Genomic DNA, 23,335 nt, shown 5'->3' on the forward strand with positions numbered 1-23,335 from the left:
GCGCGCGGACCGGCCTGACGGTCCGGTCCGGACCGGGCCTGCCGTCAGCCCCGGATCCGGAACCCGTCGCCCTCGGCCGTCACGGTGACGCCGTCGTACCCCGTGATGCGCACGAGGTCCGCCGGCAGGTCGGCGGGGGCGAGCGTCCCGACGGCGACGGTCGTCGCACCGGAGGCGAGCGCAGCCTCCAGTCCGGCCGGGGCGTCCTCGAAGGCCAGGCAGTCCTCGGCAGCGACCCCGAGCAGGGCGGCACCCCGCAGGTAGCCGTCCGGGTGCGGCTTGCCGTGCTCGACGTCGTCGGCGGCGACCACGGCGTCCGGGACGGGCACGTCGGCGGCGCGCATCCGGTTCACGGCGAGGTCCCGCGGGGCGCTCGTCACGAGCGCGACCGGCACACCTGCGGCCAGGAGCCGACGGACGAACGCACCGGCGCCGGGGACCTCGATGATGCCGTCGGTGTTCTCGACCTCGTCGTTGACGAGTTCGAGCGCGACCCGTCGTTGTTCGTCCGGGGCCAGGTCGGGCAGGAAGTGCCGGATGGTGTCAATCGTCTGTCGGCCGTGTGAGAAGCCGAGGATCGTCTGCGGGTCGAGGTCGTGCTCGGCGCCGAAGCGGCCCCACGCACCCTCGACGATGGCGGTCGAGTCGACGAGCGTCCCGTCCATGTCGAACAGGACCCCGGACACCACGACGTCGATCACGCGCCCGACCCTACCCGGCAGGCGTGACGTGCAGCGGGACGAGCAGGGGGCTCCTCGTCAGCGCGCCCGCACGTACCGCGTCAACAGCACGTCCCCGGCCCCGTGCAGCACGTGCGCGAGCCGCATCGGGCGGAGTTCCGGGGACGACCCGTGCACGATGCGGCCGCCGTCGCCGCCCTCGAGGGACGGGTCGATCGACAGGCACAGCTCGTCGACCAGGTCGGTCGCCACCAGGGCGCCGAGGAAGGACGGCCCGCCCTCGCAGTGGATGGTGCGGAGGCCCCGGTCGACCAGGGCGGCCCGGACCTGTGCCGGGTCGACAGAGTCCTCGCCGCAGGACACCACGTCGGCGACGGCCTCGAGCGCGTGTCGCCGCGCGGGGTCCGCGGTCGCCGAGGTGAGGACGACCGGTCGGACCGGCGCCTCGGTGAACACCCGCGAGGCCGGGTCGAGGCCGAGCGACCCCGTCACGATCGCGAACACCGGGTGGTCGGGCAGACCGTGCGCCCGACGCCAGGCGACGTCGGCGTCGTGCAGCACCATCGGCCCGTACCCCTCGTCGCGGACGGTGCCCGCGGCGACCAGGACGACGTCGGCGACGCGGCGCAGCAGGTCGAACACGCGCAGGTCGTCGTCACCGCCGAGGGAGCCGGACTTGCCGGCCGCGGTGGCGGATCCGTCGAGGGAGCTGACGAAGTTCACGCGGAGCCAGCCGCCGTCAGCGGTGCCCTCGGCACCGTCGGTGTAGGCGGCGAGCAGCTCGTCGTCGGACAGGTCGGCGATCGGGTCGGGCAGGTGGGTCACGTGTTGTGCCTCGCTTCCAGGGGTGCGCGCCAGCCGAGGACGGTCTCGACCATGCGCATCGCGTCGACCGACTCGACGACGTCGTGCATCCGGACGATGCGGGCACCGAGCATGGCGCTGACCGTCGCGGCCGCCAACGACCCGGACAGCCGTTCACCGCGGGGACGGCCGAGGCTCTCCCCCACGAAGTCCTTGTTCGACACCGCGGCGAGGACCGGGTAGCCGAGGGCGACGACCTCCGGCAGACGCCGGGTCAGCTCCAGCGTGTGCACGGTCGTCTTGTTGAGGTCGTGTCCGGGGTCGATGATGATCCGGTCCTCGGGGATGCCGGCCTCGAGCGCCCGGTCGACGCGCAGCCGCAGGAAGGCCGCGACCTCGCCCGCCACGTCGGCGTACTGCGGCTTCGGGTACTGCTGGCGCGGTGCCGCGAGCGAGTGCGTGATGACGATCGTCGCCTCCGAGTCGGCGACGACGGCGGCCATCCGCGGGTCGGCGAGGCCGGTGGTGTCGTTGACGACGCTGGCACCGGCGGCGATCGCGGCGGCCGCGACCTCGGGCCGGAAGGTGTCGACGCTGATCGTGACGTCGGACTGCTGCGTGACCTGCTCGACGACGGGCAGGACGCGCTCGATCTCGTCGGCGGCGGACAGCTCGGGCCCGGGGGCGAACTTCACGCCGCCGATGTCGACCCAGTCGGCGCCGTGCTCGGCGGCGGTGACGGCGGCCTCGACCGCGCGGTCGAGCGCGAAGGTCCGGCCCTTGTCGTGGAACGAGTCCGGCGTGCGGTTCACGATCGCCATCACGGCGATGCGGTGGTCGAAGTCGAACGTGCGGCGGCCGATGGTGCGGACGGGTTCGCGCAGGTCCGGCACCACCCACCCGGGTCCGGACGACGCGGCCGCACCGGACGGGAGGCCCGTGCCGAGTCCGACGCGCATCAGGCGTCCGCCCCGGTGTCGGTGCTGCTGCCGGTGCCGCTGCTGGCTCCTGCTCCGCCGCCGATCAGCGCGATCGCCTCGGCCCGGCCCGCCGCGTCGGCGAGGATCCCGCTCGCCGCGACGGTGACGGTCGTGGAGCTCGTCTGCCGCTCCCCCCGGGTCGTCACGCACTGGTGCTGGGCGTCGAGGACGACCAGGACGCCCCGCGCCTCGAGGCCGTCCTGCACCGCCTGGACGACCTGCTCGCCGAGACGCTCCTGCAACTGCGGACGGGAGGCCAGAGCCTCCACCACCCGCGCCAGCGTCCCGAGGCCGATGAGCCGCTCGCCCGGGGCGTACGCCAGGTGCGCGGTGCCGAGGAACGGCAGCAGGTGGTGCTCGCACACCGACCGGAACAGGATGTCGCGGACGATCACCAGGTCACCGCGCTCACCGTCGCCGGCGGGCACCGTGCCGTCGCGGGCGATCTGCGTCGCGTCCTGGTCGAGCCCGCGGAAGAACTCCGTGTAGGCGTCGGCGACCCGCTGCGGGGTCCGCTCCAGTCCGGGTCGGTCGGGGTCTTCGCCGATGCCCGCCAGCAGCTCTCGCACGGCGGCCTCGACACGGGCACGGTCAATGCGCTGCGTCACCCGGTCATCCAACACCGCCCGGCGGGGGTGCGACTGGACACGGAACGCGGTGACGTACCCCGATCACGGGGAACGGGCCTCCCGGATGGCTACCCTGCGGCCGCGACGTGCCGGCGGTCCCAGGTTCCTTTAAACTCCACCGGTGAGCGCCCCGCAGACATCCAACCCGCCCCGGAACAGCGTCGCATCCGGCCTCGACCGCTTCTTCTCGGTCACGAAGCGCGGATCGACCATCCCCCGAGAGATCCGTGGTGGTCTCGTCTCCTTCGTGACGATGGCCTACATCGTCATCCTCAACCCGCTCATCCTCGGCGGGTTCAGCGCCGACCAGGCCGCCAAGGACGTCAGCGGCGGATGGCTCGAGAACGCTCAGGTGGCCGCGGCCACCGGCCTGGTCGCCGGTCTCATGACCATCGCGATGGGTGTGGTCGCGAACCTGCCGTTCGGCATCGCGGCGGGCCTCGGGATCAACTCGTTCCTCGCCGTCAGCGTCGTCCACCAGGTGACGTGGGCCGAGGCGATGGGTCTCGTCGTCATCAACGGCGTGATCATCGTGATCCTGGCGTTGACGGGCATCCGGACGATGATCTTCACCGCCGTGCCCGCGCAGCTCAAGGCGGCGATCACGGTCGGCATCGGCCTGTTCATCGCGTTCATCGGCCTGGTCGACTCCGGCTTCGTGCGCTCCTCGGGGCTCGCCTCGCCGCCGCTGCAGCTCGGTGAGGACGGCTCGGTCGGGGCCCTGCCGACGATCGTGTTCCTCATCGGCCTGGTGATCATCGGCACGCTGATGGCCCGCAAGGTCAAGGGCGCGCTGCTCATCGGCATCATCGCGACGACGGTCATCGCGATCATCCTGCAGGCGGTGTTCCACGTGCCGACCTCGGTCGACTCGAAGACCGGCTGGAACCTCAACGCCCCGGGCCTGCCGAGCGCCCTGTTCGCCCTGCCCGACCTGTCGCTCGTCGGTCAGTTCGACTTCGGCGCCTTCGCCCGGATCGGCCCGCTCGCCGCGTCGATGCTCGTCTTCACGCTGGTCTTCACGAACTTCTTCGACGCCATGGGCACGATGACCGGACTCGCGAAGGCCGCCGGGGTCGCGGAGAAGGACGGCACGTTCCCGCGTCTCCGCGCCGCGCTCGTGGTCGAGGGTGCCGGTGCGATCGCCGGTGGTGGCGCCTCGGTGTCGTCGAACACGGTGTTCATCGACTCCGCCGCCGGCATCGGTGAGGGTGCCCGGACCGGCATGGCCTCGGTCGTGACGGGCCTGCTGTTCCTGGCGTCGATGTTCCTCACGCCGCTGACGCAGGTGGTCCCGCTCGAGGTCGCCGCCGCCGGGCTCGTCGTGGTCGGTGCGCTCATGGTGGCGCAGGTCGCGGACATCGACTGGTCGGACTTCGGGTCGGCGCTGCCGGCGTTCCTGACCATCGTCGTGATGCCGCTGACGTACTCGATCGCGAACGGCATCGGCGCGGGCTTCATCAGCTGGGTGCTCATCAAGGCCCTGTCCGGCAAGGGCCGGCAGGTCTCGTGGCTGCTGTACGTCGTCGCCGCGGGCTTCCTGCTCTACTTCGCCCGCGGCCCCCTGGAGACGGCGCTCGGCGTCGGCTGACCCGACCCACTGAACGCAACGTGGGCGGTTGCTCGCAACGACATCTCGTGGCGAGCAACCGCCCACGTTGCGTTCCGGGGAGGGGACGGACGGGAGGCGCGGCTCAGTCCGGCAGGTCGGTGGGCGTCGCCTCGTGGTGGCGGTGGGCCGGCGTGCGCCGGTCCTCCTTCATGCCCGCCTCGAACAGGTGGCGCTTGCCACCGACGAGCTGCTCGCGCGCGGTGCGCTCGAGCTCCTTCGCGGTCGCGTAGTAGCCGTCGTCGTAGTCCTCGACGATCTGGAATGTCCACCGACCGGCGATCACGTTCCGGCCGACGAGCTCGGTGTCGATGCGCTCCGCGAGCTCGGTGTGTCCGGCCTTCCGCAGCTGCTCCACCGCCTCGCCGATGTTCAGGTCGGCGGTGCCGGTCAGCCGGTGGAAGCCGTACAGGAGGCCGCGGGCGTGCTCGATGACCTCGAGCGCCGCGGACAGGCTGCCGAGGGCCTCGACCGTCGCTTCGGAGACCCCGTCCGGGACCTGGTGTGCGGCGTCGGGACCCTGGCTGTCGTCGTTCGTCATGATGCTCGTCTACACGACTGCTCCTCGGTCGGTTGTCGGCATCTGCACAGGGCGAACGCGGCGCGCCGGAGCGGTTGCGGGTGTCGGATGGCCGACCTAGCATTCGAACACACGTTCGAACGAGGAGGCTCCTGATGATGATCGTCGACACCGCGGTCACCGTGTGGTGGACCGGTGGCACACCCGTCCGACTGGTCTGGCTTGGCCGGCGCTGGCGCGTCACCGACGTCCCGACCCGACTGACCACGACCCCGACCGACCTGCCCACCGCGATCACCCACGCACCGGAACGCACCGCCGGGTGGCGTTTCCAGGCGACCGCCGAGGACGGCGAGACCCTGGTGGTCGACATCGTCCCGGACGGCAGCGGGTGGACCGTCGCCCGGACCTGGACGTGAGCACCCTGGACGTGAGCACCGTCGACGTGAGCGCCGTGGACGGCACCGGCGTGGGCGTGGACCCCGACTCGACACCGCGCTACGGTCACGGCATGACGACCTGGGTCGCCCTGCTGCGCGGGGTCAACGTGAACGGCATCACGATCCGGAGCGTCGACCTCGCCGAACTGTTCCGCTCCCAGGGCCACACCGACGTCCGGACGGTCCTGGCCTCGGGCAACGTCGTGTTCACCGCCGCGGACCCCGTCGAGCCCGCGGCGCTGCGGTCGTCCGTGGAGCAGGCACTGCGCAAGGGCTTTGGGTACGACGCCTGGATCGTGCTCGTGCGTCACGACGCCCTGGCCGAACTCGTCGCAGGCTTCCCCTTCGCATCGACGGCCGACCGGCACGATTACGTGGTGTTCGCCTCCGACCCCGCGGCTCTCGACGACCTGCTCACCGGGCTCGACCTCGACCCGTCGGTCGAGCAGGTCGCCCGCGGGGAGGGCGTCGTCTACTGGTCGTGCCCGAAGGGGTCGAGCACGACGACCGCCTTCGCGAAGCGCGCCGGTGCCGCCCGGTTCAAGCGGACCACGACGGCACGCAACACGAACACGCTCCGCAAGCTGCTCTGATCGGAGACGCCCGGGTCAGGCCTGCGCCGGCTGCCCGTTGCTCGCCATCGTGCCGCCGTCGACGGGCAGGATCGCGCCCGTGATGAACGACGCCTCGTCGCTCGCCAGGAACAGCACCGCCGCCGCGACCTCCTCGGACCGGCCGCCGCGACCGAGGGCGATCCGCTCCGAGAACTCCCGCTTCAGCTCCTCGTCCTCCGCCTGCGACTGCGTCAGGTCCGTCCAGATCAGGCCCGGGGCGACGGCGTTCACGCGGACGCCGAACCCGCCGTTGTCGAGCGCCGCCGCCTTCGTGAAGTTCGAGACGCCGCCCTTCGCCGCGTTGTAGGGGCTCATCCGCCAGTCCGCGGCCTCACCGGACACCGACGAGGTGTTCACGATCGAGCCCTTCGTCTCGCGGAGGAACGGCAGCGCCACCCGGGTGCCGTAGAACACGCTCGACAGGTCCGTCTCGACGACACGGTGCCACTCGGCGGGCGAGATGTCCGTGATGTCGCCCGAGGTGAACGTCCCGGCGTTGTTGACGAGCACGTCGAGCCGGTCCCACCGGTCGATCGCCGCGTCGACGATCGTCTGCCACGCGTCCGGGTCGGCGACGTCGGCCTGCAGCCACAGTGCCTGTTCCGTCGGCAGGGAGTCGGCGACGTCGCGCACCTTGTCCGCGACGCTGTCGACCAGGACGACCCCGGCGCCCTCCGCGACGAACGCGCGTGCGGTGGCCTCGCCGATGCCGGACCCCGCGCCGGTGACGATCGCGACCTTGCCCTCGAACCGCTTGCCCATGGTGTGTTCCTCTCGCGTCGGTGGTCCCCTCGTCAGGGACACCGTCGGCCCGGAGGACACGGGAGACCACGGTGCCCGCCGCGCCCTGGACGGGAGTCCAGGCGGAGGCGGGCATCGGTGGCGGAAGGAGGGCGGGCCTCCCGGCCGGATCAGGCGATCAGGCGATCAGGCGATCAGGCGATCAGGCGATCAGGCGGTGGTGTCCTCGTTCTCCATGTCGCGTTCCAGCGAGATCGTCGGGATGGAGGCGGTGATCACCGAACCGTCGGCGCGGAGCGTCCCCTGGATGTCACTGGTGGTCGGCGCGTGGCCGGCCATCCGCGGACCCTGGTGCGGCAGCGGGACGACGGTCGGGTCGCCCGGGCGGACCTCGGTCTGCTGGTTGTGGACCCACGCGTCGAAGCCGTCACCGGTCTCGACCGTGAAGGTCAGCGCCTTCTGCTCGAGGTCGACGCGCACGCGCGAGCCGTGGACGGTCATCCGGTACGTCAGACGGTCCCAGTCGACCGGCAGCCGCGGGTTGAACGACAGCCGTCCGCCGTGGTCGCGCATGCCGCCGAAGCCGTTGACGAGCGCACCCCAGATGCCGCCGGTCGACGCGATGTGCACGCCGTCGGTGGTGTTGCCGTGCAGGTCGGCGAGGTCGACGTAGAGCGCGGTCTGGAAGTACTGTCCGGCGAGCTCGTGGTACCCGACCTCGGCCGCCATGATCGACTGCACGACGGCCGACAGCGTCGAGTCACCCGTGGTCAGGGCGTCGTAGTAGTCGAAGTCACGACGCTTCTCGGCCGGCGTGAACTCGTGGCCCTGCAGGAACAGGGCGAGCACGACGTCGGCCTGCTTGAGCACCTGGAACCGGTAGATGACCAGCGGGTGGTAGTGCAGCAGCAGCGGCCGCTTGGACTCGGGCGTGCGCTCGAGGTCCCACAGCTCCTTGTCGAGGAACTGGGCGTCCTGCGGGTGGATGCCGCGGTGCGGGTCGAACGGGATCTCCATCGACTCGGCCGCGCGCTCCCAGCTCTCGACCTCGGACTGGTCGAGGCCGGTCCGACGGATCATCCGCGCGTACTCGTCCGGGTCGTCCACGGCGAGGTGGCGGCAGGCGTTGACGGCGGACCAGAGGTTCGCCCGGGCCATCACGTTCGTGTACATGTTGTCGTCGACGACGGTCGTGTACTCGTCCGGGCCGGTGACGCCGTCGATGTGGAACTTCTGGTCGCCGTTCGAACGCCAGAACCCCAGGTCCTCCCACAGGCGGGCGGTCTCGACCAGGATGTCGATCGCGCCGCGCTTGAGGAAGTCGGTGTCGCCGGAGGCCCGCACGTACTGCATCAGGGCATGGGCGATGTCGGCGTCGATGTGGTACTGCGCGGTGCCGGCGGCGTAGTACGCGCTGGACTCTTCACCGTTGATCGTGCGCCACGGGAACAGGGCACCGCGTTGGTTCAGCTCGCGGGCACGGGACCGGGCGGCGTCGAGCATGTTGTAGCGGAACCGGAGGGCGTTCCGAGCGACGATCGGTGCCGTGTACGACAGGAACGGCAGGACGTAGATCTCCATGTCCCAGAAGTAGTGGCCGCCGTAGCCGGAGCCGGTGACGCCCTTCGCCGCGATGCCGTGGCCGTCGGTGCGAGCCGTCGCCTGCGCGAGCTGGAACAGGTTCCAGCGGACGGCTTGCTGTACCTCGGGCTGGCCGGCGACCTCGACGTCGCTGCGGGCCCAGTAGTCGTCGAGCCACTTGCGCTGCTCACCGAAGACCTGCTCCACGCTCTCGTACTTCGCGCGGTCCAGGGTGCGGTCGCAGCGGTCGGCGAGCTCGCGCGCCGGGACCCCGCGGGACGTGTGGTAGACGACGCTCTTGACCAGGCGGATCGGCTGCCCGGCCTTCGCCTGCACCCGGTAGACGTGCTTCGCCAGGTCGTCCTCGATGCTCGAGGTCTCGTCCCAGCTGTTCTCGGTCTCGAGCCGGTGCTCGACGCCGACGCAGATCGTCATGCCCGAGCTGGTCGCCTGGTAGCCGAGCAGGGACCGCGAGCCCGCGTTCCGCTTCAACCGGGGCTGCAGCACCCGGTCGGTGAAGGACTCGGCCTTGCGCGGGTCGAACGCCGCCGCGGCCGCCTTCATGCCGGCGTGGTACTCGTCGGCGACGTCCTGGCGGTTGAGCACCTGGCTCGACAGCAGGACCGAGGCGTCGTGGTCGAGCATGGTGACCTCGTAGTCGATGACGGCGAGGTGCCGCTCGACGAAGGACACCAGGCGCCGGGAGCGGATGAGCACTCGCTTGCCAGACGGCGTCGACCACTCGGTCTCACGCAGCAGGTACCCGCCGCGGAAGTCGAGCCGGCGGCTGTGGCGGAGGATGTCGGCCTCGGACAGGACGAGCGGCTCGTCGTCGACGTACAGCCGGATGACCTTGGCGTCGGGGACGTTGATGATCGTCTGCCCGGTCTTCGCGAAGCCGAACGCGGTCTCGGCGTGCCGGATCGGCCAGGTCTCGTGGAAGCCGTTGATGTACGTGCCGTACTGCACGCCGCCGCGGCCCTCGTCGAAGTTGCCGCGGAGACCGAGGTACCCGTTGCCGACGGCGAAGTTCGTCTCGTCGACGCCCTGCTCGTCCGCGTACTCGGTCTCGATCAGCGCCCACTCGTCGACCGGGTACCGGACGCGGTCGAGGGGGTCGGAGGTGATGGGGTTCATGCGGTCTTCCCGGAGTCGGCAGCAGACAGGTCGGACAGGAGGTCGGCGAGGTCCGTCACGACGAGGTCAGCACCGTGCTCGCGGAGGGCGTCGGCACCGGCGCCGCGGTCGACCCCGATGACGAGCCCGAACGCGCCGTTGCGGCCGGCTTCGACCCCGCTGGTGGCGTCCTCGACCACGACGCACTCGGCGGCGGTCAGGCCGAAGCGGGTGGCGGCGTCCAGGTAGGTGTCCGGCGCGGGCTTGCCGGCCAGGCCGTCGGCGCGGGCCACGGCACCGTCGACGATGACGTCGAAGCGGTCGATGATGCCCGCGGTCCGGAGCACCTGCTTCGCGTTCGCGGAGCTGGAGACCACGGCGACCTCGTACCCGGCGTCGATCGCCGCGGTGAGGAACCGCAGCGACCCCGGGTACGGCGAGACACCGTGCTCCTGCAGCTCGGCGGTGAACTCGGCGTTCTTCCGGTTGCCGAGCCCGCACACGGTGTCGAGCGTGGGGTCGTCGTCCGGGGTGCCCTCGGGGACGTCGATGCCGCGGGCCTGCAGCAGCGACCGGACCCCGTCGTACCGGGGCTTGCCGTCGACGTACGCGAAGTAGTCCTGCTCGGTGTACGGCGCGACCCCGTGGTGCTCGAGGTAGGGCGTGAAGAGGCGACTCCAGGCACGCATGTGCACCTCGGCCGTGGGCGTCAGGACGCCGTCCAGGTCGAAGAGGAGGGCTCGCTGGTCAGCGAGCGGTGCAGGGGTTCGCCGATCCGACGACGTCATGGGCAGACCTTCCAGGGGAGCGGTGTCGAACACGTTTGCTGCGGGGTCAACTCTAGGACCGCTCCGCCGCCGCGTGTTCCACGCTGGGGAGTGTGCCGCCCCGTCCGGGGAGCGCGGATCTGGACCGCCGTCCAGCCGGGCGCCGGGACGCTCGCGGGCATGACCTCTGACACCGCAGCACCGCCGCAGGACGGGACCGGATCGAAGCTGAAGCAGGCGATCACCGGGCCCCTGCTGTTCCTGTTCATCCTGGGCGACGTGCTCGGGGCGGGCATCTACACCCTGATGGGCACCCTGTCGAAGGACGTCGGCGGGGCACTCTGGGCACCGCTCCTGCTCGCCCTGCTGCTGGCCCTGCTGACCGCGGGTTCCTACGCCGAGCTCGTCACGAAGTACCCGAAGGCCGGAGGCGCGGCGGTGTTCGCCGAGCGCGCGTACAAGGTGCCGCTGGTGTCGTTCCTGGTCGGGTTCTCGATGCTCGCCGCCGGGGTCACGAGTGCCGCGGGGCTGTCGCTCGCCTTCGCCGGCGACTACCTCGGCACGTTCATCGACGTCCCGCCGGTGCCGGCCGCGATCGTGTTCCTGGCCCTCGTCGCCTGCCTCAACGCCCGCGGCATCTCGGACTCGCTGCGGAGCAACGTCGTGATGACGATCATCGAGCTGTCCGGCCTGGTCATCGTGATCGTCACGGTCGCGGTGATGATGGGTGGCGGCGGCGGTGACGTCTCGCGCGTCGGGGCGTTCCCGGCCGAGGCGAACCCGGCCCTCGCGACCCTCAGCGCGGCCATCGTCGCCTACTACTCGTTCGTCGGCTTCGAGACGTCCGCCAACGTCGCCGAGGAGGTCCGCGAACCCCGCAAGGTCTACCCGCGCGCCCTGTTCGGCTCCCTCGCCACCGCCGGCGTCGTCTACGTGCTCGTCGCCCTCGCCAGCTCGATCGCCCTGCCCGCGTCCGAGCTGTCCGACTCGAGCGGCCCGCTGCTCGCAGTCGTCGCCGCGACCGGCGTGCCGATCCCGGACTGGGTGTTCAGCATCATCGCCCTGGTCGCGGTGGCGAACGGCGCGCTGCTCACCATGATCATGGCGAGCCGCGTCACCTACGGCATGGCCGAGCAGCGCCTGCTGCCGCGGCTGCTCGGCAAGGTCCTGCCGAACCGGAAGACCCCGTGGACGGCGATCATCGCGACGACCGTGGTCGCGATGCTGCTCACGCTGGTCGGGGACGTCGGCACGCTCGCCGAGACCGTCGTGCTGCTGCTGCTCTTCGTGTTCATCAGCACGAACGTCGCGGTCCTGGTGCTGCGGAAGGACCGGGTGGAGCACGAGCACTTCCGGGTGTGGACGTTCGTGCCCGTGCTCGGGGTCGCGTCCTGCATCCTGCTGCTCACCCAGCAGAGCGGGCAGGTCTGGCTGTACGCGGCGGTCCTGCTCGCGGTCGGCGTGGTCCTGTACTTCGTCGCCCGTGCGACGCGGGGTCGCGACCGCACCGACTCGGGGACGTCGGCTTCCTGACGGGGGTGGGGCGGGCCTCCCGGCCGGTCTGGAGGCCCGCCCCACGTCCGCCACGTGACCCAGGTCGGGCACCGGGCCGTGCGCGTCAGCGCAGGTCGCGCACCCAGCTCTCGATCGCGGCGGTGATCGCCCGCCGTGCCTCGTCGGGGCTGATCGTCGCCGTCCGGTCGCCCGGCTGCGCCCCGTACGCGCCGAAGTCGGCATGGTTCGCGCCGGTGACCTGCGTCATCGTGGCGTCTGACGGGAGTTCGTCGCGGGCAGCGGCGACCTTGTCCGGCGTCGACAGGCCGTCGCGTGAACCGGAGACGCTGAGCACGTCGAGGTCGGTGGCCGACAGGTCGTTCGCGCAGTAGCTGCCGAGCAGCAGCAGGCCGGCGACGTCGGGACCGTCGGCCAGCTGGCAGGCGCGGACGCCGCCGAGGGAATGGCCGCCGACGGCCCAGGTGCGGACCTCGGGGGTGTGTGCCTGGAAGACCGAGAGCGCCCGGGTGTCGAAGAACGCCAGGTTGAGGGTCGGCTTCGTGATCACGACCGTCGTACCGTCGGCGACCACCTGCCGGAAGGTCGCCATGTAGGCGTACGCATCGACCTTCGCGCCGGGGACGAACACGACGCCGACGCCGTCCGGGGTGCCCGTCGGGGTCATCACGACGGAGTCGCCGGCGTCGCGGACGGACACCCGGTCGTCGCGCCAGACGGTGAGGGCGGCCGAGCGGGTGCCCTGCATCACGATGTGCGCCCAGACGAGGAACACCAGGACCAGCACGAGCAGGACGGCCAGGACCCACCCGCCGATCCGCAGCACGCGGTGGCGGGGGGCTTGGGTGGTTCGTCCGTCGGTGCTCACGCCGCCGACGCTACTGCCACCGCCTGACCCGCACGACGCTGGGGTCAGTCGTCGGTGTCGACCGTGTTCGTGACGACCTCGCCGCTGCCGGCGTCGATGCGGATGCTGTGCTTCGTGCCGGACGCGTCGAGGACGTCGCCCTCCCAGACGACCGCGCCGGCGTGGTCGTCGAGGCCGAGTTCGGTCACGGTGCCGGAGACGGCCTTCGTCAGGGCGGAGGCCGCCTGGGCGACGGACAGGTCGGCGGCACCGACGAACCGCTTCGCCTCGGCGACGTCGTCCGCGTCCGAGGTCTCCTTCGTCGGGCCGGCCGTGGTGCGCCGGCCGTCGGCGTCGACGTGGACCTCCTGCTCACGGCCGTCGGCGGTGACGACGAGGACCTCCCACGAGGTGCCGCCGGCCTCCTGCTCGATCGCGGTCACGGTGCCGGAGCCGACGGCCTTCCGGGCGGTCGCGGCGGCGGTCGGGAGGGCGTCGTTGCCGGCGGTGGCGGCGGCGCTGCTGCTGCCGTCCGACGCGACCGACGGCGCGGACGCTGCGGGCGCTGCCGGTGCGGCCACGTCGTCGCGGTCGTCGTCGTCCGACGAGCAGCCGGTGAGCGCCAGGGCCCCGACGAGCGGGAGTGCGGTGAGGAGGGCGATGCGGCGGGCGGTGGTCTTCGTCGTGGTCTGCATGGGACCACCCTGGGCAACGGGCACTGAAGCAGACCTGAAGCGACCTGGGGCGACGCCTGGTGCCGGTCGGGCCTGCGCCTGTGCCCCTGGCTGCGCCTGCCTGCGCCCGCGCCCGCTCGTTCAGTCGCGCAGGAGCGGCAGCCGCACCGTGAACCGTGCTCCCCCGCCGGGCGCTGCCGACACCACGATCGTGCCGCCGTGCCCCCGGACGACGGCGTCGACGATCGCGAGCCCCAGCCCGGAGCCGCCGGAGTCCCGCGCCCGTCCCTCGTCCAGCCGGACGAACCGTTCGAACACGCGGGACCGGTCGGCTTCGGGGACACCGTGCCCGTCGTCGTCCATGGTGAGCACCGCGCTGCCGTCCGCCGTCCCGAGCCCCACGACGACCGTCCGCTCGGCGTGCCGGACCGCGTTGTCGACGAGGTTCCGCACCACCCGACCGAGCAACCGGTCGTCGCCGCGGACCCGGGCCGGGGTCACGCCGGAGACGTCCACCCGGACGGCCGCGCGGCCGTCCGAACGCACGGCCGCTCCGTCCGTCCCGCGGACGGAACGGGGTCGGGATGCCTCGGTGAACACGAGGTCGTCGAGGTCCACCGCCCGGTCGCGGTCGCGGCCGCGTTCGTCGACACGGGTGAGCAGGAGCAGCGACTCCACGAGCTCCTGCAGCCGAGCACCCTCGTCGAGGACGACGTCCGCGAGGTCCGCCGTGCCGGTGACCTCCGGGTGCGCACGGGCGACCTCGGCGTGCTGCCGGATCGTCGCGAGCGGGGAGCGCAGCTCGTGCGAGGCGTCAGAGACGAACTGCCGCTGCGCCTGCTGCGACGCCTCGAGCCGCCCGAGCATCCGGTTCATGGTCGTGGCGAGCCGGTCGACCTCGTCGCCCGAGCCCGGCTCGTCGACGCGGGCGTGCAGGTTCGCGCCCTCGACCGCGTCGACCTCGCGGCGCATCCGGTCCACGGGGCGCAGTGCCCGGCCGACGACGAACCACGTGACGAGCGACATCAGTGCCACCACAACGGGCACCGCCACCACCAGCAGGACGGTGACGGTCCGGACGGCGGCGTCGGCGTCCTCCAGGGGTGTGCCGACGACCAGGGTGCCCTCCCCGCCGTCCGGCAGGTCGACGTCGTCGGCGACGAGCAGCCACCGCTCGCCGTCGTGCCGGGAGCGGGACTCCTCGGCGGTGTCGAGCGGCCGGGACGGGCTGTCGTCGGCGCGGGCGAGCACCCGGCCGTCGCCGTCCTGCAGTTGGGCGAGCACGTCGTCGTCCTCCGCCTCCACTGCGGGTGCGCCGTCGGCCTCCACCCGGGTACTCAGGCCGTCGAGGGTCTGCTCGGCGGCGGTCCGCACGCCGTCGGTGAGCGAGGTGCGGAGGACCCCGACGAAGGCGACCGCCCCGATGGCCAGGGCGACGAGGACGACGAGGGCCGCGCCTCCCGTCGCGCGTGCGCGGATCGACGCAGGCCGACGCGACCGGGCGGTGCGCTCAGCCACCGTCGGCGTCGAGGCGGTACCCGGCCCCGCGGACGGTCTCGATGGTGTTCCGGCCGAACGGGCGGTCGACCGCGCGGCGGAGGTGCCCGACGTACACCTCGACGATGTTCGGGTCACCGGTGAAGTCGTCGTCCCAGACGTTCGCGATGACGTCGCGCTTCGACAGCACCTGCCCGGGATGGCGCATCAGGTACTCGAGGACCGTGAACTCCCGGCTGGTCAGGTCGAGCAGGACCTCGCCCCGCCACACCCGTCGCGCCGCCGGGTCCAGGCGCAGGTCACCGGCCTGGAGGACCGTGGGCCGTTCCCGGGACCCGCGCCGGACGAGCGCACGGAGACGCGCGACCAGCACCGGGAACGAGAACGGCTTCGTCACGTAGTCGTCGGCGCCGGCGTCGAGGGCGTCGACCTGGTCCCACTCGCCGTCCTTGGCGGTGAGCATGAGCACCGGGGTCCAGTCCTGCTCGGTGCGGAGGGTCTCGCAGACCTTCCAGCCGCTCATGCCGGGCATCATCAGGTCGAGGACGATGGCGTCGTAGGGGTTCTCGCGGGCGTACCAGAGGCCGTCGACCCCGTCGTGGGCGACGTCGACGGCGAAGCCCTCGGCCTGCAGTCCGTTCCGGATGCCCTCGGCGAGCCGGACCTCGTCGTCGACCACCAGCACGCGCATCGTCCGAGCATGGCCGGGCGGCCTGAACCGCCGCTGAAGCCGGCTCCCCCGCGGAACGCAACGTGGGCGGCCCCACGCAACGGAGTACCGCTGCGTGGAGACGCCCACGTTGCGTCTTGCGAGGCCTTCAGCGACTGAGCACCCAGGTCTGGATGCCCTGCATGACGAGCCCGAGGCCGACCAGCACGCCGACGCCGCTGAGGACCAGGGCCACCGCGGGACTCCACCGCATCCGACGTCGGCGGGCCGTCCACACCGCCGTGGCGGACAGGACCACCATGACCGGCAGCGTCGTCAGCTGGAGCATGCCCCACGCCGCTCGGACGTGGTCCATCTGGTCCGGTGATGCCCCGTCGATGTTGCTCGGTGCCACGCCGCCGAGCGGGACACCCCAGGCTCCGGCGCGCTCGACGATCGCGAGCAGTCCAGCACACCAGAGCAGTACCCCGACGCTCGTCACGACGGCCAGCGTCCGTGCCCGCTCCCGGGACGGGCGTTCGACCCGCTCCCTCGGCTCGCGCTCGGCCCGTGGCGGCCTGGCCGTCCACCGTTCCCAATCGTCGTCCTGCCCCCACGCGTCCCACCCCGAAGTCATGGCTCCACGCTAGGCAGCGCGGGGGACGGTGACATCGGCCGAACGGTGGTGCCGGGTCAGCCGGAAGACGGAGCCGGCCACGTGCCTCCCGGCCGGGCTCCCCGCGGAACGCAACGCGGGCGGCCCCACGCAACGGAGTACCGCTGCGTGGAACCGCCCACGTTGCGTTTTGCGGAAGGACTACGCGGCGTCGATCGCGGCGCGGATCTCGGCGGCGGCAGCGCCGACGTCCGAGGCGCTGTAGATCGCGCTGCCGGCGACGGCGACACGGGCACCCGCGGCCTTGACGGAAGCGACGGAGGACGCCTTCACGCCACCGGCGATCGAGAACGGCACGCCCGAGGCCTTGCCCTCCTCGAGCAGCGTGTCGAAGGTGAAGCCCTCTTCGGCCTGCTCGTCGAGGCCGGCGTGCACCTCGACGAACTCGACGCCGAGCTCGGTGACCTCGCGGGCACGGGCGGCCTTGTCGGGGACGCCGATCAGGTCGACGACGATGCCCTTGCCGTGCTTCTTCGCGGCCTTGACGGCACCGACGATGGTGCTGTCCCCGGCGACGCCGAGCACGGTGACGAGGTCGGCACCGGCCTGGAACGCCATGTCGGCCTCGAGCTCACCGGCGTCCATCGTCTTGAGGTCGGCGAACACGATCTTGTCCGGGTGGGCTTCCTTCATCGCCGTGATGGCGGCGACGCCGGCGCTCTTCACGAGCGGGGTGCCGAGCTCGAGGATGTCGACGTGCGGGGCTGCCGCGGCGGCGAGTTCGAGGGCGGTGTCGGTGGAGAGGGTGTCGATGGCGAACTGGAGCTGCATGGTGGTTCCTTCCGAAGGGGTCATTCGAGGTTGGCGTGCCGCGGCCAGAGGTCGTCGGCGGAGTGTCCGCTGCGCTGCCACAGCGCGTGGAACAGTGCGTCACCGAGCAGGACGACGCCCTGCTCGAAGAGGCCGCCGGCGTACTGGGCCGAGGCGGTGCCGGAGCGGTCGGTCTTCGTCGCGGCCGGCAGCACGAGGGTGACCTCGGCCAGTTCGGCGAGCGGCGACGACGCGGTCGTGGACACGGCGACGACCTGTGCGCCGACGTCCACGGCGGTCCGTGCGGCCTGCACGATGCTGCCGGTGGTGCCGGACCCGCTCGCGGTGAGCAGGACGTCGCCGGACTCGATCGCGGGGGTCGTGACCTCGCCGACGACGTGGACGTCGAGCCCGAGGTGCATCAGCCGCATCGCGGTCATCTGCAGCGCGAGCCCGGAGCGTCCGGCGCCGTGCACGAACACGCGCTCGGCGCCGTCGAGCAAGTCGAGCGCCCGGTCGGCGGCGGCCTGGTCGCCCTCGGCCACGCCGTCGACGAGGTCGTCGAGTTCGTGGCTGACGAGGTCGAGCGCGGCAGCGAGCGTGTGTGTGGTCATGCAACAACAGTGCTCCCCCGCACCTGCGGGTGCCGCTACCCGACACGGCGGGCGTCCCACCCGTTCGGACGGCTCCCCGTCCGCGGACGGGCAGGGCGGGTAGGTTCGTCCAGATGGACACGCAGCCCGGCCGGGAGGCCCGGATCACCCCCGCCGAGCATGCTCGCCTCCTCGCCGACCAGGCCGACCGGCACACGCTCACGCTCGAGTCCGTGCTGGCGGTGCTCCGCTCCCCCCGGGTGGGCGACGCCGCCGCCCGGGCCGAGGCGGTCGAGATCGCCTCGGCGGCACTCGTGGACCTGCGGACGTCGACGGACCGGCAGCGCGAGGTCCTGCTCGAGCCGGTGGCCGGGGCGTTCTCGCGCCTCCGGGCCGACCTGCGCCCCCTGGTCCGGTTCGGTGACCTGGACGTGCAGTTCGTCGAGCCGCCTGCGAACGGTCGCGCCCTGCCCGGCGACGTCGCCCACGCTGCCCGGGCGGTGGTGCGGACGGCGGTGCTCACCCTCGTGGACGAGGGCCGGGCGAACCGGGTCCGCATCCAGTGGGACTGCGACGGCCGGAACCTGCTCATGCAGCTCCGCGACGACGGCGCCGGGACGCACGACGTGCAGGACGACGCGATGCGGCCGATCGCCGAACGGGTCGCGGCGCTGGCCGGGCAGATGCGGGTCGACTCGACGCCCGGGTGGGGATCCGTGATCGACGTGACCGTGCCGCTGGACCCGCCCGTCGCCTCCGCCCCGGCCCCCGAGGACTCCGACCTGACGCCCCGCGAAGTCGACGTGCTGCGGCTCGTGGCGACCGGGGTCGGGAACCGGGAGATCGCGGACGGCCTCGGCATCACCGTGAACACGGTGAAGTACCACGTGGCGAACCTGCTCCGGAAGCACGGTGCCCGGACCCGGGCGGAGCTCGCGGCGCACGCGCACGCCGGCTGAGCGGCGGGCGCGTGGTCCGCGGCGGCTCGGCGGTCGGCGGATCAGGAAGATGCCACCGACCGACGCGACCGGGACAGCGGGTAGCGGCGGTCGAGCCAGGGGTCGATGACCGTCGTCATGAGGAACCGTCCGACGAGGGACCCGACCACCCAGTAGGCACCGAGCAGCAGGATCGTGACGCCCGGCCAGACCCGGCTGGCGATGAGCGCGATCGTCAGGAACGCCAGGACGATGCCGACGCCCGAGTAGAGGTACCGCCAGCTGCGGCTGAAGGCGTCCCGCCGGTCCTGGTCCGCCGCCGTCCGGTCGTCGAGCCCCTGCACGTCGGGTTTCAGCAGGGTGACGCCGTCGGCGGCGAACAGCTCGCGCACCGGCACCTCGAGGGCCCGGGCGATCGAGGACAGCGACTCGAGGCTGGCGTCCTTCCCACCCTCGACCCGCTGGATCGTCCGCACCGCGATGCCACTCTCCTCGGCCAGTCGTTCCTGGGTCCAGCCGCGCAGTCGTCGCAGCTCCGTGATCCGCACGTCGTTCAGGGGGCCAACGCTAGGCAACGGCGCCGATCCGCACCACGACAGGGACCCGCCACCTGCACGACAGCGACCCGACAGCCTCCCGACAGCGCCGCATCACCCGTTCCGGACGGTCGCCGGACGTCGCCGCCCAACAGCATCCCGCTCGAACCAGGGGATGCCGCGGCGCGAGCGGGACACGGTTGTGCGGGTCCGATCGGCGCCACGGGACACGGCACCGCGCGACACGGCACGGTACCGCGCCGCAGCGACGGATCAGCCGGCCGGCGCGAACCGGTAGCCCATCCCCGCCTCGGTGACCAGGAACCGCGGGTGCGACGGCTCCGGCTCGAGCTTCCGCCGCAGCTGCGCCATGTACAGCCGCAGGTACCCGGAGTCGGTGCCGTGCGTCGGACCCCACACCTCGGTGAGGAGCATCTCGCGCGTCAACAGCCGGTCGGGGTTCGTCACGAGGACCTCGAGCAGCCGCCACTCGGTCGGGGTCAGCCGGATCGCGGGTCCGTCGGGCGCGGTGACCTGCTTCGCGACGAGGTCCACCACGAGCGCCCCGATGCGGATGGTCGGCGCGGCCTCGGCCCCGCCCGCCGGTGCCCGTCGCCGACCCAGGGCCCGCAGCCGTGCCAGGAGCTCGTCCATCTGGAACGGCTTCGTCACGTAGTCGTCCGCGCCGGCGTCCAGGGCGTCCACCTTGTCGCTCGAGTCGGTGCGCCCGGACAGCACCAGCACCGGCACCTGCGACCACCCGCGGATGCCCTCGAGCACCCCGATGCCGTCCAGCCGGGGCATGCCGAGGTCGAGCAGCACGATGTCCGGCCGCTCGGTGATCACGGCGTCGATGGCGGCCCGACCGTCGCGGGCGGTGACGACGTCGTAGCCCCGGGCACCGAGCGTCACGGCGAGCGCCCGCACCAGCTGCACGTCGTCGTCCACGATCAGGACCTTCATCTGCCCACCACTCCCAGGTGTCCCGCGATCGGCAGCCGCACCACGACGGTGAGCCCACCGCCGGGGGTGTCGTCGACCTCGATCGTGCCGCCCATGCCCTCGGTGAACCCGCGCGCGAGCGCCAGGCCGAGTCCGAGTCCGGTCTCGTTGTCCGTGTCCCCGAGCCGCTGGAACGGCTGGAACACGTCTTCGCGGCGGTCCTCGGGGATCCCGGGGCCGCGGTCCGCGACGCGGAGTTCGACCCTGCCGGCGAAGGCGCTCGCCGCGATCCGGACGCGCTCGCCGTCGGGTGAGTAGCGGACGGCGTTGGCGAGCAGGTTCACGACGACGCGCTGCAGCAGTACCGGGTCGGCGAGGACCGGCGGCAGTTCGGCGGGCAGGTCGAGGTCGACGTCCTCCGGGCCGAGTTCGAGTTCGTCGAGTGCGGGCGCGACGACCGTGTCGAGTGCCGTGGGGACGGGGGCGGCGGCGAGCACTCCGGCCTGTACACGGCTGACGTCGAGCAGGTCGGCCAACAGGACCGCCAGCTGACGGAGGCTCTCGTCGGCGGTCGCGAGGAGCGCCTCCCGGTCGGCCTCGCCCAACCGCACATCCCTTGCGCGGAGGGACTGGACGGCGGCGCTGGCGGCGGCGATCGGCCGGCGCACGTCGTGGCTGACGGCCGCCAGGATGGCGCTCCGCACCCGGTCGACGGCGGCGATGCGTTCCGCGTCGACGGCGGTGCGGGTGAGGGCGCGGTGTTCCAGGGCGGCGTCGAGCTGCTGCTCGACGACGCGCAGCAGCCGCCGCTGGGTGGGGTCGTCGGGCGCGCCGGCGAACTCCAGGACGGCACCGGACGGGAGGGTCGTGGCCGCGTCCGGCTCGTCGCCGAACGTCCCCGACGTGGCCGGCACCTCGTCGCCCTGGCGGACCCGGACCCCGGCGAAGCCGAAGGCCTCGCGGGTGCGCTCGACGAGGGCCTGGAGGGCGTCGTCCCCGCGGAGGACGCTGCCGGCGATCCCGACGAGGAGCCCGGACTCGGCGGCGGCCCGGCGTGCGGTGCGGGAGCGTCGGGCGGAGCGGTCGACGACGAAGCTGACGAGCACCGCGCTGACGACGTACATGACGAGGGCGAACAGGTGCCAGGGCTGCTGGACGGTGACCTGGTGCAGGGGTCGGACGAAGAAGAAGTCGAGACTCAGCCCGGACAGGACGGCGGCGAACACGGCGGGCAGCATGCCGCCGATCAGCGCGACGACGAGCACGAGCAGCTGGTAGGCGAGCACGTCGACGGTGATCGAGTCGGGGTCGTCGGTCAGGCTGAGGAGCCAGGTCAGGACCGGGCCGGCGACCAGGGCGAGCAGGAACGCCGCCACGGTCCGGGAGCGGGACAGGCTGCCGCCGAGCTTCGGCAGCGCGAAGCCGCCGCCCGCGCGCTCGTGGGTGACGACGTGCACGTCGATGTCCCCGGACTCGCGGATGACGGTGCTGCCGATGCCCGGCCCGGTGAGGGCGGCGGCGAGTCGGCTGCGACGGCTGATGCCCATCACGATCTGGGTCGCGTCGACCGACCGGGCGAACCGGACCAGGGTGGTGGGCACGTCGTCGCCGACGACCTGGTGGTAGGTGCCGCCGAGCTGTTCGAGCAGGGCGCGCTGCTTGCCGAGGGCGCCCGGGTGCCGTTCGCGCAGGCCGTCGTTGGTGGTGACGTGCACGGCGGCGAGCTCTCCGCCGGCCGAGCGGGCGGCGATGCGGGCCCCGCGGCGGAGCAGGGTCTCGCCCTCGGGGCCGCCGGTCAGGGCGACCAGGACGCGCTCCCGGGTCTCCCACCGGTTCGCGATGCCGTGTTCGGCGCGGTAGCGCTTGAGCGCGTCGTCGACCTCGTCGGCCAGCCAGAGCAGGGCGATCTCGCGGAGGGCGGTGAGGTTGCCGAGGCGGAAGTAGTTCGACAGGGCCGCGTCGATCCGGGCGGCCGGGTACACGAGTCCGTCGGACAGTCGGTCGCGGAGGGCCTGCGGGGAGAGGTCGACGACCTCGATCTGGTCGGCGGCGCGGACGACGGCGTCGGGGACGGTCTCGCGTTGGACGGTGCCGGTGATCTCGCGGACGACGTCGCCGAGGGACTGCATGTGCTGGACGTTCACCGTCGAGATGACGTCGATGCCGGCGGCACGCAGTGCTTCGACGTCCTGCCAGCGCTTCTCGTGCGGGCTGCCGGGGGCGTTCGAGTGCGCGAGTTCGTCGACCAGGGCGACCTCGGGTCGGCGGGCCAGGACGGCGTCGAGGTCCATGTCGTCGAGTTCGACCCCGCGGTGTTCGACCGTGCGACGGGGGACGACCTCGAGCCCGTCGACGAGGGCGGCGGTGGCGGCGCGGCCGTGGGTCTCGACGACGGCGATGACCACGTCGCGGCCGTGGTCGGCCATCCGGCGGCCCTCTTCGAGCATCGTGTAGGTCTTGCCCACGCCGGGGGCCGCACCGAGCAGCACCCGCAGCTTCCCTCGCTTCACGCGCTCATCCTCTCCTGCTCGGGGCCCGGCGCGAACCGGACCCGCACAACCGCATCCAGCTCGAACCGCGGTTGCCCGTGGTTCGTACGGGTTCTGGTTGTGCGGGTCCGATCGACACCGGGGTCAGCCGAGCTTCGCCAGCGCCAGGTTCAGCTCGAGGACGTTGACCGCCGGGCCGCCGAGGAACCCGAGCTGCCGGGACTCGGTGTGCTCGTCGACCAGGGCACGGACCCGGGCCTCGGAGACACCGCGGGCCGAGGCCACACGGGCGATCTGCAGGCGGGCGTACTCGGGGCTGATGTCCGGGTCGAGCCCGGAGCCGGAAGCCGTCAGCGCGTCCGCCGGGACCTCGGACGCGGGCACGCCGTCGGCCTTCGCGATCGCGGCACGACGTTCCTCGATCGCCTTGGTCAGGTCGGGGTTCGACGGGCCGAGGTTCGACCCGGACGAGGCGTTCGCGTCGTACCCGTGCTCGCCGGCGGCCGAGGGGCGGGACTGGAACCAGCGGGCCGCGTCCTTGCCGGTGAACGACTGCCCGATCAACGACGAGCCCACGGTGGTGCCGGAGGAGTCGGTGACCATCGAGCCGTTCGCCTGGTCGTGGAAGGCGGCCTGGCCGACACCCCAGACGGCGAGCGGGTAGCCGACGCCGAGGACGACGGTGGCGAGGAGGGTGAGGCGCACGGCCACACCGGTGGAGCGGAGGAAGGAGCGAGAAGAGGAAGCCATG

Annotated in this window: 24 protein-coding genes; 5 read left to right on the top strand and 19 right to left on the bottom strand. The window is 72.4% G+C overall.

The features are described from left to right. Positions 1-44 precede the first annotated feature (44 nt). The 4 genes from DEI97_RS16365 to folE are packed head-to-tail and all read right to left on the bottom strand — an operon-like array spanning position 45 to position 3,072. Positions 45-701, bottom strand: a complete 657-nt coding sequence (locus tag DEI97_RS16365) for an HAD-IA family hydrolase (protein WP_111073996.1) — start codon at positions 699-701, stop codon at positions 45-47. 57 nt (positions 702-758) lie between these two features. Beyond that, positions 759-1,505, bottom strand: coding sequence for a pyrimidine reductase family protein (locus tag DEI97_RS16370; protein WP_111073997.1), 747 nt, complete (start codon positions 1,503-1,505; stop codon positions 759-761). Beyond that, on the bottom strand, positions 1,502-2,443 hold the full coding sequence (gene folP / locus DEI97_RS16375; protein ID WP_111073998.1) for a dihydropteroate synthase: 942 nt from the start codon (positions 2,441-2,443) through the stop codon (positions 1,502-1,504). The genes DEI97_RS16370 and folP overlap by 4 nt, the downstream gene beginning before the upstream one ends. Further along, positions 2,443-3,072 carry a GTP cyclohydrolase I FolE gene (folE, locus tag DEI97_RS16380; RefSeq protein ID WP_111073999.1) on the bottom strand — a complete coding sequence of 210 codons (630 nt, stop codon included), beginning with the start codon at positions 3,070-3,072 and terminating at the stop codon, positions 2,443-2,445. The genes folP and folE overlap by 1 nt, the downstream gene beginning before the upstream one ends. A 142-nt stretch (positions 3,073-3,214) precedes the next feature. On the opposite strand from folE, the gene DEI97_RS16385 reads away from it, so the two are divergent. Further along, positions 3,215-4,684, top strand: coding sequence for an NCS2 family permease (locus DEI97_RS16385; protein WP_111074000.1), 1,470 nt, complete (start codon positions 3,215-3,217; stop codon positions 4,682-4,684). A 103-nt stretch (positions 4,685-4,787) separates the two neighbouring features. On the opposite strand, the gene DEI97_RS16390 is transcribed toward DEI97_RS16385, so the two are convergent. After that, positions 4,788-5,243, bottom strand: coding sequence for a hypothetical protein (locus DEI97_RS16390; protein ID WP_111074001.1), 456 nt, complete (start codon positions 5,241-5,243; stop codon positions 4,788-4,790). A 134-nt stretch (positions 5,244-5,377) separates the two neighbouring features. Here DEI97_RS16390 and DEI97_RS16395 point away from each other — a divergent pair, with 134 nt between their 5' ends. Together DEI97_RS16395 and DEI97_RS16400 are read left to right on the top strand one after the other, a co-directional pair. After that, positions 5,378-5,641, top strand: a complete 264-nt coding sequence (locus DEI97_RS16395) for a hypothetical protein (RefSeq protein WP_111074002.1) — start codon at positions 5,378-5,380, stop codon at positions 5,639-5,641. Positions 5,642-5,652: 11 nt separating this feature from the next. Continuing rightward, positions 5,653-6,255 carry a DUF1697 domain-containing protein gene (locus DEI97_RS16400; protein ID WP_258376638.1) on the top strand — a complete coding sequence of 201 codons (603 nt, stop codon included), beginning with the start codon at positions 5,653-5,655 and terminating at the stop codon, positions 6,253-6,255. Positions 6,256-6,270: 15 nt separating this feature from the next. On the opposite strand, the gene budC is transcribed toward DEI97_RS16400, so the two are convergent. The 3 genes from budC to DEI97_RS16415 all read right to left on the bottom strand — a co-directional run bounded on the left by budC (position 6,271) and on the right by DEI97_RS16415 (position 10,502). Beyond that, on the bottom strand, positions 6,271-7,038 hold the full coding sequence (budC, locus tag DEI97_RS16405; protein WP_111074003.1) for a meso-2,3-butanediol dehydrogenase: 768 nt from the start codon (positions 7,036-7,038) through the stop codon (positions 6,271-6,273). A 189-nt stretch (positions 7,039-7,227) separates the two neighbouring features. Continuing rightward, a complete protein-coding gene (locus tag DEI97_RS16410; RefSeq protein ID WP_111074004.1) occupies positions 7,228-9,735 on the bottom strand; it encodes a glycoside hydrolase family 65 protein in 2,508 nt (835 codons plus the stop codon). Next, entirely contained in the window at positions 9,732-10,502 is a 771-nt protein-coding gene (locus DEI97_RS16415; RefSeq protein ID WP_111074005.1) for an HAD family hydrolase, read from the bottom strand. The genes DEI97_RS16410 and DEI97_RS16415 overlap by 4 nt, the downstream gene beginning before the upstream one ends. A 159-nt stretch (positions 10,503-10,661) precedes the next feature. On the opposite strand from DEI97_RS16415, the gene DEI97_RS16420 reads away from it, so the two are divergent. Then, entirely contained in the window at positions 10,662-12,014 is a 1,353-nt protein-coding gene (locus tag DEI97_RS16420) for an APC family permease (RefSeq protein ID WP_111074198.1), read from the top strand. A gap of 85 nt (positions 12,015-12,099) precedes the next feature. Here the strand turns inward: DEI97_RS16420 and DEI97_RS16425 are convergent, their stop codons facing one another. The 7 genes from DEI97_RS16425 to hxlB all read right to left on the bottom strand — a co-directional run bounded on the left by DEI97_RS16425 (position 12,100) and on the right by hxlB (position 17,700). Then, the gene (locus tag DEI97_RS16425) at positions 12,100-12,861 is read right to left on the bottom strand and encodes an alpha/beta hydrolase (protein WP_258376639.1); all 762 of its coding nucleotides are present in this window, start codon (positions 12,859-12,861) and stop codon (positions 12,100-12,102) included. A 44-nt stretch (positions 12,862-12,905) separates the two neighbouring features. After that, on the bottom strand, positions 12,906-13,535 hold the full coding sequence (locus DEI97_RS16430; RefSeq protein WP_111074006.1) for a PepSY domain-containing protein: 630 nt from the start codon (positions 13,533-13,535) through the stop codon (positions 12,906-12,908). Positions 13,536-13,655: 120 nt separating this feature from the next. Next, positions 13,656-15,032 (bottom strand): sensor histidine kinase, encoded by a 1,377-nt coding sequence (locus tag DEI97_RS16435; RefSeq protein ID WP_111074007.1) that lies wholly within the window; start codon positions 15,030-15,032, stop codon positions 13,656-13,658. Next, positions 15,025-15,702 carry a response regulator transcription factor gene (locus tag DEI97_RS16440; RefSeq protein WP_111074008.1) on the bottom strand — a complete coding sequence of 226 codons (678 nt, stop codon included), beginning with the start codon at positions 15,700-15,702 and terminating at the stop codon, positions 15,025-15,027. The genes DEI97_RS16435 and DEI97_RS16440 overlap by 8 nt, the downstream gene beginning before the upstream one ends. Positions 15,703-15,829: 127 nt before the next feature. Further along, entirely contained in the window at positions 15,830-16,297 is a 468-nt protein-coding gene (locus DEI97_RS16445; RefSeq protein ID WP_146248068.1) for a hypothetical protein, read from the bottom strand. A 180-nt stretch (positions 16,298-16,477) separates the two neighbouring features. Continuing rightward, positions 16,478-17,107 (bottom strand): 3-hexulose-6-phosphate synthase, encoded by a 630-nt coding sequence (gene hxlA / locus DEI97_RS16450; RefSeq protein WP_111074010.1) that lies wholly within the window; start codon positions 17,105-17,107, stop codon positions 16,478-16,480. Between the two features lie 20 nt (positions 17,108-17,127). Next, positions 17,128-17,700 carry a 6-phospho-3-hexuloisomerase gene (hxlB, locus tag DEI97_RS16455; protein WP_111074011.1) on the bottom strand — a complete coding sequence of 191 codons (573 nt, stop codon included), beginning with the start codon at positions 17,698-17,700 and terminating at the stop codon, positions 17,128-17,130. A gap of 113 nt (positions 17,701-17,813) precedes the next feature. On the opposite strand from hxlB, the gene DEI97_RS16460 reads away from it, so the two are divergent. Next, positions 17,814-18,638 carry a LuxR C-terminal-related transcriptional regulator gene (locus DEI97_RS16460; protein ID WP_111074012.1) on the top strand — a complete coding sequence of 275 codons (825 nt, stop codon included), beginning with the start codon at positions 17,814-17,816 and terminating at the stop codon, positions 18,636-18,638. Positions 18,639-18,679: 41 nt separating this feature from the next. Here DEI97_RS16460 and DEI97_RS16465 read toward each other — a convergent pair whose 3' ends face one another. The 4 genes from DEI97_RS16465 to kdpC form a co-directional block, all read right to left on the bottom strand. After that, positions 18,680-19,165: a helix-turn-helix domain-containing protein gene (locus DEI97_RS16465; protein ID WP_258376640.1), complete on the bottom strand. Its 486-nt coding sequence runs from the start codon at positions 19,163-19,165 to the stop codon at positions 18,680-18,682. Positions 19,166-19,426: 261 nt separating this feature from the next. After that, positions 19,427-20,116, bottom strand: coding sequence for a response regulator (locus DEI97_RS16470; protein WP_111074013.1), 690 nt, complete (start codon positions 20,114-20,116; stop codon positions 19,427-19,429). Continuing rightward, the gene (locus DEI97_RS16475; protein ID WP_111074014.1) at positions 20,113-22,605 is read right to left on the bottom strand and encodes an ATP-binding protein; all 2,493 of its coding nucleotides are present in this window, start codon (positions 22,603-22,605) and stop codon (positions 20,113-20,115) included. The genes DEI97_RS16470 and DEI97_RS16475 overlap by 4 nt, the downstream gene beginning before the upstream one ends. Before the next feature lie 123 nt (positions 22,606-22,728). After that, positions 22,729-23,334 carry a potassium-transporting ATPase subunit KdpC gene (gene kdpC, locus DEI97_RS16480; protein WP_111074015.1) on the bottom strand — a complete coding sequence of 202 codons (606 nt, stop codon included), beginning with the start codon at positions 23,332-23,334 and terminating at the stop codon, positions 22,729-22,731. Position 23,335: the final 1 nt, after the last annotated feature.

Origin of the sequence: Curtobacterium sp. MCLR17_032 (assembly GCF_003234795.2) — a bacterium.
In the GTDB taxonomy this organism is placed as follows: domain Bacteria; phylum Actinomycetota; class Actinomycetes; order Actinomycetales; family Microbacteriaceae; genus Curtobacterium.